At 70.4% G+C, this 12,215-nt stretch carries 12 protein-coding genes and 3 tRNA genes; 1 reads left to right on the top strand and 14 read right to left on the bottom strand.

Features of this window, described 5'->3' with window-relative positions; genetic code table 11:
* Positions 1 to 24: 24 nt before the first annotated feature.
* From clsB to HS109_09110, 14 genes are all read right to left on the bottom strand, one after another.
* Positions 25 to 1,212 (bottom strand): cardiolipin synthase ClsB, encoded by a 1,188-nt coding sequence (gene clsB / locus HS109_09175; GenBank protein ID MBE7522543.1) that lies wholly within the window; start codon positions 1,210 to 1,212, stop codon positions 25 to 27.
* 10 nt (positions 1,213 to 1,222) lie between these two features.
* The gene (locus tag HS109_09170) at positions 1,223 to 1,984 is read right to left on the bottom strand and encodes an endonuclease/exonuclease/phosphatase family protein (GenBank protein MBE7522542.1); all 762 of its coding nucleotides are present in this window, start codon (positions 1,982 to 1,984) and stop codon (positions 1,223 to 1,225) included.
* Positions 1,985 to 2,002: 18 nt separating this feature from the next.
* Positions 2,003 to 2,911, bottom strand: a complete 909-nt coding sequence (locus HS109_09165; protein ID MBE7522541.1) for a polyphosphate kinase 2 family protein — start codon at positions 2,909 to 2,911, stop codon at positions 2,003 to 2,005.
* A gap of 139 nt (positions 2,912 to 3,050) precedes the next feature.
* Complete coding sequence (locus HS109_09160) at positions 3,051 to 4,448, bottom strand: alkaline phosphatase (GenBank protein MBE7522540.1); 1,398 nt, start codon at positions 4,446 to 4,448, stop codon at positions 3,051 to 3,053.
* Between the two features lie 121 nt (positions 4,449 to 4,569).
* Positions 4,570 to 4,644, bottom strand: a tRNA-His gene (locus HS109_09155).
* Between the two features lie 60 nt (positions 4,645 to 4,704).
* A tRNA-Arg gene (locus tag HS109_09150) sits at positions 4,705 to 4,781 on the bottom strand.
* A gap of 119 nt (positions 4,782 to 4,900) precedes the next feature.
* Positions 4,901 to 4,977: transfer RNA gene (locus HS109_09145), tRNA-Pro, on the bottom strand.
* Between the two features lie 81 nt (positions 4,978 to 5,058).
* Entirely contained in the window at positions 5,059 to 5,400 is a 342-nt protein-coding gene (locus tag HS109_09140; protein ID MBE7522539.1) for a metal-sensing transcriptional repressor, read from the bottom strand.
* The gene (locus HS109_09135) at positions 5,384 to 5,593 is read right to left on the bottom strand and encodes a heavy-metal-associated domain-containing protein (GenBank protein ID MBE7522538.1); all 210 of its coding nucleotides are present in this window, start codon (positions 5,591 to 5,593) and stop codon (positions 5,384 to 5,386) included. The genes HS109_09140 and HS109_09135 overlap by 17 nt, the downstream gene beginning before the upstream one ends.
* An 11-nt stretch (positions 5,594 to 5,604) precedes the next feature.
* Positions 5,605 to 7,887, bottom strand: a complete 2,283-nt coding sequence (locus HS109_09130; protein MBE7522537.1) for a copper-translocating P-type ATPase — start codon at positions 7,885 to 7,887, stop codon at positions 5,605 to 5,607.
* Positions 7,888 to 8,177: 290 nt separating this feature from the next.
* Positions 8,178 to 9,683 carry a lysine--tRNA ligase gene (gene lysS / locus HS109_09125; GenBank protein ID MBE7522536.1) on the bottom strand — a complete coding sequence of 502 codons (1,506 nt, stop codon included), beginning with the start codon at positions 9,681 to 9,683 and terminating at the stop codon, positions 8,178 to 8,180.
* The gene (locus HS109_09120; protein MBE7522535.1) at positions 9,680 to 10,339 is read right to left on the bottom strand and encodes an HAD-IA family hydrolase; all 660 of its coding nucleotides are present in this window, start codon (positions 10,337 to 10,339) and stop codon (positions 9,680 to 9,682) included. The genes lysS and HS109_09120 overlap by 4 nt, the downstream gene beginning before the upstream one ends.
* A 53-nt stretch (positions 10,340 to 10,392) precedes the next feature.
* Positions 10,393 to 11,500, bottom strand: a protein-coding gene (gene prfB, locus HS109_09115; GenBank protein ID MBE7522534.1) for a peptide chain release factor 2 whose coding sequence is annotated in 2 segments (ribosomal slippage) — positions 10,393 to 11,418 and positions 11,420 to 11,500 — 1,107 coding nt in all. Because the reading frame shifts where the segments join, the coding sequence is not laid out codon by codon here.
* Positions 11,417 to 11,668 (bottom strand): hypothetical protein, encoded by a 252-nt coding sequence (locus HS109_09110; protein MBE7522533.1) that lies wholly within the window; start codon positions 11,666 to 11,668, stop codon positions 11,417 to 11,419. Before HS109_09110 ends, prfB begins: the two co-directional genes overlap by 84 nt.
* A 73-nt stretch (positions 11,669 to 11,741) precedes the next feature.
* Between HS109_09110 and HS109_09105 the strand changes: the two genes are divergently transcribed.
* The gene (locus tag HS109_09105) at positions 11,742 to 12,206 is read left to right on the top strand and encodes a (2Fe-2S)-binding protein (protein MBE7522532.1); all 465 of its coding nucleotides are present in this window, start codon (positions 11,742 to 11,744) and stop codon (positions 12,204 to 12,206) included.
* Positions 12,207 to 12,215: the final 9 nt, after the last annotated feature.

The raw sequence follows: 12,215 nt of genomic DNA, 5'->3' as shown, positions 1-12,215 counted from the left end.
CGGCCCGGTGGCGCGACGCGGAAATCAGCGCCTGCGCGGCCGCCCGCGCCACCACTCGTTGCCGCCGTAGCCCAGGACGCCCATGCCCACGCGCACGATGCCGTAGGCGATCCAGCAGGCCGCCTTCGAGACGAGCGAGCGGCCGAGCCAGCGCTTCGGATCGACCGGGCGCGCGCCCGCGTCGATCATCGCGCGGAGATCGACGCGCAGGCGGTCGGCGAAGCCCGCGTCGCGCACGAACAGGTTCGCTTCGCGCGCCATCAGGAGCGAGTAGGGATCGATGTTCGACGACCCGACGGTCGCCCAGCGGTCGTCGATCACCGCGACCTTCGCGTGCAGGAACGAGCGGTGGTACTCCTGGATCACGATGCCGGCCCCGACGAAGTGGCCGTACAGCGCGCGGCTCGCGAAATGCAGCAGCCGGTACTCGACCTTCGCCTGCAGGAGCAGCGTGACCTTCACGCCGCGCGCGGCGGCGGCGATCAGCGCGTGGCGGAAACGGATGCCGGGGAAGAAGTAGGCGTTCGCGATCAGGATCTCGCGCCGCGCCGCACGGATGCCCGCGAGGTAGGCCACCTCGATGTCCCGGCGGTGGCGCAGGTTGTCGCGGATCGCGAGCCGCGCCGTCTGCGTCCCCGCTCGGTCGACCGGCACGAGGTCGGGGAACAGCGGCACGTCGCTCGTCCGGAACTGGACGAGTTCGTTCAGCGCCCACAGGCGCGCCATCGCCTGCACCACCGACGCGGCGACCGGGCCGCGCACGCGCACCGCGAAGTCGACACGGGGCGGGCGGTGCCCCGGCGTGTTCATGTCGTCGATGATGTTGATCCCGCCGACGAACGCGATGCGCCCGTCGATGTGGCAGAGCTTGCGATGCAGGCGGCGGAGCCGGTGCGAGCGGAAGTGCCAGGGCCGGACCTCGGGGCGGTACTTGAGCAGGTACACGCCGCCGGAGACGAGCATCCGTTCGAGGCGCGGCGTCAGGTAGTGCTTGGCGCCCCAGCCGTCGACCAGCACGCGCACGGCGACGCCCCGCTGCGCGGCGCGCACCAGCGCGTCGGCGACCGCACGTCCGGCCGGATCGTCGGCGAAGATGTAGGTCTCGAGCCAGATCTCGCGTTCCGCCGTGTCCAGTGCCGCGACGAGCGCGGGGAAGAACGTCGCACCGCCCTTCAGGAGCACGAGCTCGTTGCCGGGCGAGTAGCGCTTCATCGTCGCGCGGTCACTGCCGGGTCCGCGCCGCCAGCTCGAAGGTCGCGGCGAGCGCCGCGTGGTCGGAGAGCCGTCGCCCCGGGTAGGCGTAGTGCACGCGCGCGTCGATCACGTCGAGTCCGCGCACGTAGATGCGGTCGAGGCGGAACACCGGCAGCATCGACGGGAAGGTGCGCGCCGTGCGCCCCTTGACCGCCTCGAACACCTCGATCAGCGCGAGCTGGTCGACGAGCTGGCGGTTGGCGCGGTGACGCCAGTCGTTGAAGTCGCCGGCGACGATCAGCGGCGCCGATCGCGGCACCGTGCGCCGGATGCGCTCGCACAGCGCGCGGACCTGCCACTGGCGGCCGCGCTCGAACAGCCCGAGGTGGACGTTGATGCAGTGGAGGTCGGGCATGCGTCGGCCGAGGCGCACGACGCAATGCAGCAGGCCACGGCTCTCGAACGGATGCGCCGATATGTCCTCGTTCTCCTGCACGACGATCGGGTAGCGCGACAGCAGTGCGTTGCCGTGGTGGCCGTGCCGGTAGACCGCGTTCTTGCCGTAGGCGGTCTCGCGCCAGACCTGGTCCGCGATGAACTCGTGCTGCGGCTTGCCCGGCCAGTCGTCGTAGCGGACCGCGTGGTGCTCGTGCGAGCCCAGCACCTCCTGCAGGAACAGCACGTCGGCGTCGAGGTGGCGCAGCCGCTCGCGCAGTTCGTGGATCACCATGCGCCGCACGAGGTGCGAGAACCCCTTGTGGATGTTGTAGGTCGCGATCGTGAAGCGCATCGAGGAGGCGGGCCGCGGTCAGTTCCGCTCGGCGACGAGCGCCTTCTTCGCCCGGGCGAGCTCGGCCAGTTCGGTCTTCGAGAGGCGCGGGTAGCGGAGGTCGAGGCCCGAGAGCGCGTCGACGATCGCCGCGCCGACGACGATGCGCGTGTACCACTTGTTGTCGGCCGGGACCACGTACCACGGCGCGTGCGGCGCGGCGGTCTCGCGGATCATCGTCTCGTAGGCGTCCTGGTACTCGTTCCAATGGGCGCGTTCCTTGACGTCGCCCGCCGAGAACTTCCAGTTCTTCGCCGGCTCCTCGATGCGCTCGAGGAAGCGCTTCTTCTGCTCGCCGCGCGAGACGTTGAGGAAGAACTTGAGGATCAGCGTGCCGTTTCGCGCGAGGTGCCGCTCGAAGCCGCGGATGTCCTGGTAGCGTTCCTTCCAGATGCGCCGGCCGACGAGCGAGGGCGGCAGCTTCTGCGCGCGGAGGATCTCCGGATGGACCTTCACCACCAGCACTTCCTCGTAGTAGCTGCGGTTGAAGATGCCGATGCGGCCGCGCTCGGGCAGCGCGCGCGCGCAGCGCCACATCCAGTCGTGGTCGAGTTCCTCGGGCGAAGGCGCCTTGAATGAATACACCTGGCAGCCCTGCGGATTGACGCCCGACATCACGTGCTTGATGACGCCGTCCTTGCCGGCCGCGTCCATCGCCTGGAAGACCAGCAGCACCGACCAGCGGTCCTGCGCGTAGAGCTTGTCCTGCAGCAGGGCGAGCGCGGCCTTGCCCGCCTCGAGCGCTTCCTTCGCCCGCGGTTTGTCCTCGTCGTCGAGCGGCCCGGTGTCGCCCGGATCGTGGTCCTTCAACCGGAACTTCGCGCCCCGCTCGACGCGGTGGCGGCGGACGATCGCGCCCGCGTTCGAATGCACCCGCTTCCCGGCCATCGTGGTCCTCCCCGGTTCGCGCGTGCGTCGGGGCACGCGGACAGCCGCAAGCATAACCGGTGCGCTGCGGCGCGAGCGCCGCGCGGGCGCGCAAGGGAACCGATGTCGGCGGTCCTCCGCGGACCGCGCGATGCGAAGCCTACGGCCGTTCCAGCAGGCCCTGCAGGATGCGTCCGAAATCGGCGTTGTCCATGTAGCCCTTGAACCGCTCCGCGCCGGGCCCGACGGCGCCGACGACGACCGGTTCCGTGCTGTGGCCGGACGTTCCCCAATAGATGCCGGTCTGGCGCGACACCATGCGGCCGAGCGAATTCTGGGTCGGATAGCTGAAATTGCGCTCCAGCGGCCGCTGCTCGAGGATCGCGCTGCGCAGGTCGTCGTCGAGCTTGAAGCCGGGGAAATGCTCCGCGACGAGCTTGTCGAGCGCCGCGGCGTCGGGCTTCTTGCCCAGCACCCCGGCCGCCTTGTCGAGCGAGAGGCTGATCGACATGAGCATCTCGAGCTGCGCGTTCCCCGCATAGAAGCGGTTCCGGCTCGACGTCGAGGTCAGGTCCTTGAGCGCGTAGGTGACCGAGAGCGCACCGGTCTCGTGGTCGCCGGTGACGATCACGAGCGTGTCGGGCGAGCGCCGCTGGAACTCGAGGGCGACCTCGACCGCATCGTCGAAGGCCCACATCTCCCGCATCAATCCGGCGGCGTCGTTGCGGTGTCCGAGCGTGTCGGTGCTCTCGTTCTCCACGAACAGGAAGAACCCCGGCGAACCCGGGGCGGCGAGTACGCGCAGCGCCGCTTCGGTCATCTCGGCGAGCGTGGGCTCGTTCGTCCCCGCGCGGTCGATCGTGTGGTCGAGCGCATCGCCGGAGAAGAGGCCGAGCAGGCGCCCGGTGCCCGCGGCGCGCAGTTCGGCGGTGTTGCGTGCGATCGTGTAGCCCTTGGCACCGAAGCCCGCGATCACGTCCTTGCCGTCGCCGCGCTTGCCGCCCGGCTTCGGCAGGAAGAAATCCGCGCCGCCGCCGAGCAGCACGTCGGGCTCGAGCGCGAGGTACTGGTCCACGATCGCCGCGCCCTCGCTGCGGCTCTTCGCGTGCACCGAGAACGCGGCGGGCGATGCGTCCCAGATCTCGGACGTCGTGACGAGTCCGACGCGCCGTCCTCCGGCCTTCGCCGCCTCCGCGGCGGCGCGGACCGGCTTCCCGTCCGGCCCGACGCCGATCGCGCCGATCGTGGTCTTCACGCCGGTCGACATCGCCGACGCGGTGGCCGCCGAATCGGTCGCGAACGCTTCGTACGGATAGGTGGAGACGAGGCCGATCGTGCCCTGCTTCAGCACGGTGTCGGTCACCGCGAAGGGTTTCTTGCGGATCGCCTGGCTCGAGTAGCGGCCGAACTCGAGTTGCGTGGCCGCCACGCCGTCGGCGTACATGATGATGACGTTGCGCGGCGCCTGCGCGGACTGAGGCGTGGCGCATCCGGCGGTCGCGAGCGCGACGAGGAACATCGCGAGCGCGTGGACGAACGGGCGGCGAGCGTCGGTCATGAGAGCCTCTCTGGGTGGCGCGGCCGGTCGTGCCGGGACGTCCGACGTGGGGTCGGAGGCTGGCGCGCGCCGCGACGGCGGACGAGGGAAGCGGCCCGCCCGCGCAGGACGCGGGGAGGGGTGGGGTGGCTGATGGGATTCGAACCCACGACAACCGGAATCACAATCCGGGACTCTACCGCTGAGCTACAGCCACCACTGAAACCTTCGTCGCGCCGGCCGCTGCGGCAGGCGCCGCGCGCCGGCTTGCGGGAAGTGGCGCGCCCGACAGGACTCGAACCTGTTACCCCCGGCTTAGAAGGCCGGTGCTCTATCCGATTGAGCTACGGGCGCGGTGCCGGTCGGTCGGGCCGGAAAACGCGATGCCGGCCCGTTGCTGCGAGGCGCGCAGTGTAGCACGGTGAACCCTGCAGCTCCCGCAGGGCCGCCGCGCGTTGTCTGCCGCGTGGACATGGTCGGGGTGAGAGGATTCGAACCTCCGACATCTTGCTCCCAAAGCAAGCGCGCTACCGGGCTGCGCCACACCCCGCCGGGCGCGATTATCCCATCCCGGCGACCGGCCGCCGCGCCGTCCCGTTGTCGGGCACGCGCGCGATGCCGCAGGCGCCGTTCAGGCGGCGAACCGACGGATGACGTGCATCGCCTCGTCGATCGCGGGATCGCCCTTGCCCGACTTCACCGCGTCGGCCACGCAGCCGTGCAGGTGGTGCTCGAGCAGTTCGAGCCCGAGCGCGTCGAGCGCCGAACGCACGGCGGAGACCTGGGTCAGGATGTCGACGCAGTAGCGGTCGTCGGCGAGCATCTTCGCGATGCCGCGTACCTGGCCCTCGATGCGCGCGATGCGCTTGCCGAGAAGCGCGCGCTGCGCCTCGCCGCGCGGCGTTGCCGGATGCTCGTGACCGGCGTGCGCGTGACCGGTCTGCGCGGGCGCGGCCTTACGCCGCGACGTCATAGCCCGCATCCTCGATCGCGGCCTTGAGCTTCGGCACCGCCACCTTCGCCGCGTCGTAGCGGATCGTCGCCTGGCCGGGCCTGAGCTGGACGTCGACCGCGTCGACGCCGGGCAGCGCCTTCAGCACCCGGGTCACGCTGCCGACGCATCCGCCGCAGGTCATGCCGTTCACTTTCAGGGTCACCGTTTCCATCGCCTCTCCTTTCACTTCGTCGAAGCCGACGCACCCGCGCGCCAGCGCTTGAGCAGCAGGGCATTGCCCACGACCGAGACCGACGACGCCGCCATCGCGGCGCCGGCGATCATCGGGCTCAGCCAGCCGAACGCCGCGAGCGGGATGCCGAGCACGTTGTACGCGAACGCGAAGAACAGGTTCTGGCGGATCTTCGAGAGCGTCGCGCGCGACAAGAGGATCGCATCCGCCACCGCGTCGAGGTCGTCGCGCACCAGCGTGATGTCCGCGCTCTCGATCGCGATGCCGGAGCCCGCGCCCATCGCGAAGCTCACGTCGGCCTCGGCCAGCGCCGGCGCATCGTTCACGCCGTCGCCGACCATGCCGGTCACCGCGCCCGACGCCTTCGCCGCGCGCACCGCCTCGAGCTTTCCGGCGGGCAGCACGCCGGCGCGCCAGCGGTCGATGCCGACCGCCCTCGCCACCGCCGCCGCGGTCGCCTCGTGGTCGCCGGTGAGCATCGTCACGCTTATGCCGGCCTCCCGCAAACGCGCGATCGCCGCGGCGGAGGTCGGCCGGATCCGGTCCGCGAGCGCGATGACCGCGAGAAGCCGCGCGCCCTCGCTCACCGCGACGATCGTGTGGCCGTCGCGCGCGACCTCATCGACCGCTTCGCCCTCGACCGCCACGCCCTCCGACGCGAGCCAGCCCGGAGCGCCGATCCGCACCGTCTCGCCGCTGTCGGCCGCGCGCGCCTGCGCGCCCTTCCCCGGTATCGACCGGTAGGCGTCGATCGCGATCGGCGTGGCGCCTTCGGTGCCGGCGAACCGCAGGACCGCCTGCGCGAGCGGATGGGTCGATCCCTGTTCGAGGGCCCCGGCGATCGCGAGCGCGCGCGAACGCGTGCCTCGCTCGACCTCGATCACGCCGGTGACCGCGGGACGTCCCTCGGTGAGCGTGCCGGTCTTGTCGACGACGAGGCTCGTCAACCGTCCCGCATGCTCGAGGGCGGCGGCATTGCGGATCAGGATGCCGCTCTGCGCGGCCCGCCCGGTGCCGACGATGATCGCCGTAGGCGTCGCGAGTCCGAGCGCGCAGGGGCAGGCGATCACGAGCACCGCCACCGCATGGATCAGCGCGCGCGCACCTTCGCCGGTCACGAGGAACGTCGCGATGAAGGTCACGATGGCGATCGCCACGACGACCGGCACGAACACGCCCGAGACGCGATCGGCGAGCCGCTGGATCGGCGCCTTGCTGCCCTGCGCTTCCGCGACGAGACGCACGATGCCCGCGAGCAGCGTCGTCGCGCCGACGCCGGTCGCGGTGGCGACGAGCATCCCGTCCTGGTTCACCGTGCCCGCGAAGATCCGCTCGCCCGGCGCCTTCGGCACCAGCCGGCTCTCGCCGGTCAGCATGCTCTCGTCGACCGCCGATGTTCCGGTCGCGACCTTGCCGTCGACCGGGACGACGTCCCCCGCGCGCACGACGATGCGGTCGCCCGCGTGGACCTCCGCGAGCGGGACTTCGACGAGCGCGCCGTCGCGCTCGACGCGCGCGGTCTTCGGCTGCAGCTTGACGAGGCCTTCGAGCGCCGCCGAGGTCCCGGCCTTCGCGCGCGCTTCGAGGAGCTTCCCGAGCAGCACGAGCGTGATGACCGCCGCGCCCGCCTCGAAATAGACGTGCTGGTGGAGGCCGAGCACGGTCACGACCGCCGACAGGGCCCACGCCATCGACGTGCCGAGCGCCACGAGCACGTCCATGTTGGCGCCGCCGCCGCGCAGCGCGTGGAACGCGCCGACGTAGAAGCGCCGGCCGATCCAGAACTGGACCGGCGTCGCGAGCGCGAACTGCAGCCACCGCGGCAGGACGTCGTGGTGCGCGTCGGGGCCGAACCACGCCAGCGGTCCCTGCTGCAGGAACGCCGGCACCATCTGCGCCACGAGCGGGAGCGTGAGCAGCGCGGCGACGATGAACTCGCGCCGCAGCGAGCGGTACGCCGCCGCCTTGCGCTTCTGCTCTTTCGCGCGCTCCTCTTCGAGTTCGGCCTTGACGCGCGCCTTGTAGCCGGCGCGCTCGACCGCGGCGAGGAGCGCCTCGACCGGCGTCGACACGGGATCGAAGCGCACCTGCGCCGACTCGGTCGCGAAGTTGACGGCCGCCTGCGTGCCGGGCAGCCGGTTCAGCACTTTCTCGATGCGCGTCGCGCACGCGGCGCAGGTCATGCCCTCGAGGGCGAGGTCCACGCGATCGGCGGCCGGTGCTTCCGGGCGGCTCGAAACGGAGGCGGGGGAATCGACGGCGAGCGCATCCATGGGGACACTGTATACCCTGCTAGGGTATCCGTCAAGTACCCCCTACCAGTATCTGCGCGAATCCTGAAACCCGTCGGGCTGAAGCCCGACCCACGGCGCCGCGAACGTCGGGCTGAAGACCGACCCACGGCGCCTCGCCCGTCGGGCTGAAGCCCGACCTACGGGAGAGGTTGTGGGTCGGCCTTCAGGCCGACATCGCGTCCCACCATGGTAGGTCGGCCTTCAGGCCGACGCCTTTGCGTGGCATCGGCACGGATCGGTCGGGCTGAAGCCCGACCCACAGGGCGCGCCTACGCCTCGGCCTTGAGCTGCGGAAACAGGATCACGTCGCGAATCGACGGGCTGTCGGTGAGGAGCATCACGAGGCGGTCGATGCCGATGCCCTCGCCCGCCGTCGGCGGGAGGCCCGACTCGAGCGTGCGCACGTAGTCGGCGTCGTAGTACATCGCCTCCTCGTCGCCCGCTTCCTTGGCCGCGGCCTGCGCGGCGAAGCGCGCGGCCTGGTCCTCCGGGTCGTTCAGCTCCGAGAACCCGTTGGCGATCTCGCGGCGCGTGATGAAGAGTTCGAACCGATCGGTGACCGACGGATCGGCGTCGTTCGCGCGCGCGAGCGGCGAGACGTCGGTCGGGTGCGCGACGATGAAGGTCGGCTGCACGAGCTTCTCCTCGGTCGTCTGCTCGAAGAGCTTCAACTGCAGCAGGCCCACGCCGTCGGTCGGAAACACTTCCTCGTCGAAAGGCGCGAGCGCGACGCGCAGGTACTCGGGCTTCGAGAGCTCGTGCAGCGGGTAGCGCGGGTTGTGTTTGTGGATCGCCTCGGCCATCGTCAGTCGGTCGAACTTCGCGCCCAAGTCGATCGTCTCGCCCTGATAGGTGACGATCGTCGTGCCGAGCACGCGCATCGCGACCGTGCGCAGGAGCTCCTCGGTCAGGTCCATCAGGTAGCGGTAGTCCCGGTACGCCTCGTAGAACTCGAGCATCGTGAACTCGGGATTGTGGCGCGTCGAGATGCCCTCGTTGCGGAAGTTGCGGTTGATCTCGAATACGCGCTCGAGCCCGCCCACCACCAGCCGCTTCAGGTAGAGCTCCGGCGCGATGCGCAGGAAGAGCTGCATGTCGAGCGCGTTGTGGTGGGTCACGAACGGCCGCGCGGCCGCGCCGCCGGGGATCGGATGCATCATCGGCGTCTCGACCTCGAGGTAGCCCCGCGCCACGAAGAACTCGCGGATCGCCTGCACGATCTGCGAGCGCCGGACGAACACGTCGCGCGACGCCGGATTGGTGATGAGGTCGAGGTGGCGCTGCCGGTACTTCTGCTCCTGGTCGGCGAGCCCGTGGAACTTCTCCGGCAGCGGGCGCAGCGCCTTCGAGAGCAGGCGCACCGAGTCGCACTTGACCGACAGCTCGCCGGTCTTGGTCTTGAAGAGCGTGCCGGTCGCGCCGACGATGTCGCCCAGGTCCCAGTGCTTGAACGCGTCGAGCGCCTGCGCCCCGACACCGTCGAGCGTCACGTAGAGCTGGATGCGGCCGGACATGTCCTGCAGCGTCGCGAAGCAGGCCTTGCCCATCACGCGCTTCAGCATCATGCGGCCGGCGACCGCGACGCGGATCGCCCTCGGCTCGAGCGTGTCGTTCGCCTCCGCGTCGTGGTGCGCGTGGAGGTCCGCCGCGAGCGCGTCGCGCCGGAAGTCGTTCGGATACGCCTGGCCGGCGCGCCGCAACTCGGCGAGCTTCGCGCGGCGCTCGGCGATGATCTGGTTCTCGTCCTGCGCGGGCGGAGTGGTGGCGTCGGTCATGGGCTTCCTGACAGGCTGCGGTCGGCGGCACGCGCCGTCGCGCGCGCGGCGTGCGCGAGGTGGAGGACGTCGCGCGGGCGCACCGTCCGGTAGTCGGGGATCGTCGCGATGACATGCGAGCCGGCGAGACGCTCGGCGCTCTCGCCCGAGGTAACGCCGACCGCCAGCATTCCCGCGCGCCGCGCGCCCTCGATGCCGAGCGGCGCGTCCTCGAACACGATGCAGGACGCGGGGTCGGCGCCCATCCGCTGCGCGGCGAGCAGGAAGAGATCGGGCGCCGGTTTGCCGTTCGCGACGTCGTGCGCGCCGGCCAGCGCGTCGAATTCGCCCGCCATGCCCAGGCCCTCCAGCGCGAACGCGATGTTGTTCGCGTCCCCGGCGGTCGCGCAGCCGATGCGGATGCCTTCGCCGCGCGCCGCGCGCGCGAACGCGCGGAAGCCGTCGATCTCGCGGAAGGCCGGCCGGAAGAGCTCGCGGTAGACGTCCTCCTTCTCGTGCACGAGCGCCCACGCGGCATCGTCGCTCATCGGGCCGAAGAGTTCGCGCATGATCTCGACGCCGGTGCGTCCCGCCGTGCTGCGCAGGAAGCGCTCGCCGTCGTAGGGGATGCCCCGGCGCACGAGGAACGCCTCCCACGAGCTGCCGTGGAACGGCATCGAGTCGATGATCGTGCCGTCGATGTCGAAGATGAAGGAAATCACGCCAACGCCTACTGCACGCCTTGTTTGAGGCTGGCGGCGATGAAGTCGTCGAGGTCGCCGTCGAGGACGCGCTGGGTGTCGCCGACCTCGTGGTTCGTGCGGAGGTCCTTGATGCGCGACTGGTCGAGCACGTAGCTGCGGATCTGGTGGCCCCAGCCGATGTCGGTCTTGCTGTCCTCGAGCTTCTGCTGCTCGGCCTGGCGCTTGCGCAGCTCGAGTTCGTAGAGCTTCGCCTTCAGCATCGCCATCGCCTCGGCGCGGTTGCGGTGCTGCGAGCGGTCGTTCTGGCATTGCACGACGATGTTGGTCGGCAGATGCGTGATCCGCACCGCCGAGTCGGTCTTGTTGATGTGCTGGCCGCCGGCGCCCGACGAGCGATAGGTGTCGATGCGCAAGTCGGCGGGATTGATTTCGATCTCGATCGAGTCGTCGACCTCCGGGTAGACGAACACGCTCGCGAACGACGTGTGTCGCCGGGCGTTCGAGTCGAACGGGCTCTTGCGCACGAGGCGGTGGACGCCGGTCTCGGTGCGCAGATGGCCGAACGCGTAGTCGCCGCCGACCTTGATCGACGCGCTCTTGAGCCCCGCGACCTCGCCTTCCGACTCCTCGAGCACCTCGACCGCGTAGCCCTTGCGCTCGCAGTAGCGCACGTACATGCGCAGGAGCATCGCCGCCCAGTCCTGCGCCTCGGTCCCGCCGCTGCCCGCCTGGATGTCGACGAAGCAGTTGTTCGGATCCATCGGGTTTCCGAACATCCGCCGGAACTCGAGGTCCTCGAGCGTCTTCGCGAGACGCGCGACGTCGTCGCGGACCGCCGCGAGCGTCGCGTCGTCGCCGTCGTCGCGCGCGAGTTCGAACAGTTCGCTGCTGTCGGCGAGCCCCTGTCCGAGATCGGTGAGCGTCGTCACGACGCCTTCGAGCGCCTTCTTCTCGCGCCCGAGCTGCTGCGCCTTCTCCGGGTCGCTCCAGACCTGCGGATCCTCGAGCGCGCGGCGGACTTCCTCCAGCGTCTTCGACTTCAGGTCGAAGTCAAAGGAACCTCCGCATCTCGGCCGTCCTCGATTCGAGGTCGGCGAGCGTGTGGGCGATCAGGTTCAGTTGTTCCGCTTCCATCGGGGTCACCGAGACGTTCGCAACCTGCGATTTTACCACGGCGAGCGCCAAGTCCTTGTCGCGCCGGGCGTTTTCCGAGTACGCGGCCGGCCCCGGGCGCCTCGCGCCCATCCCCGTCCGACGCGCCGCGCAGCCGCGCGGCTGCACCGGGCTTCGCAGAATGGCCAAGCGCCGCGCCTTCGCCTACCATCGCCGCTTCGCCGCGCGGCCGAGCGTGCCCGCGGCTCCCGGAGCCGTCCCCATGCCCGTCCTGTTCGTCAACAAGGAGCGCGTCGACATCGCCGCCGGCGTCGCCGGCGACACGCCGCTCCTGTGGATCCTGCGCGATTCGCTGAAGCTCACCGGCACGAAGTACGGTTGCGGCGTGGCGCAGTGCGGCGCCTGCACCGTCTACCTCGAAGGGGCGCCGGTGCGCTCGTGCCAGGTGCCGCTCTCCTCGCTCAAGCAGGGTGCCGAGATCACCACGATCGAGGGCCTGAAGTCGAAGGAAGGCCAGGCGATTCAGGCCGCGTGGGTCAAGCTCGACGTGCCGCAGTGCGGCTACTGCCAGTCGGGCCAGGTCATGAGCGCGGCCGCGCTGCTCGCGAAGAACCGGCGTCCGACCGACGCCGACATCGACCAGGCGATGGCCGGCAACCTGTGCCGCTGCGCCACCTACGTCCGCATCCGCGCTGCGATCCACGAAGCGGCACGCGCGCTGGCGTGACGGAGGCCG

Source organism: Burkholderiales bacterium (assembly GCA_015075645.1).
Lineage (GTDB): Bacteria > Pseudomonadota > Gammaproteobacteria > Burkholderiales > Casimicrobiaceae > VBCG01.
This window is presented reverse-complemented; position numbering and strand designations above follow the sequence as displayed.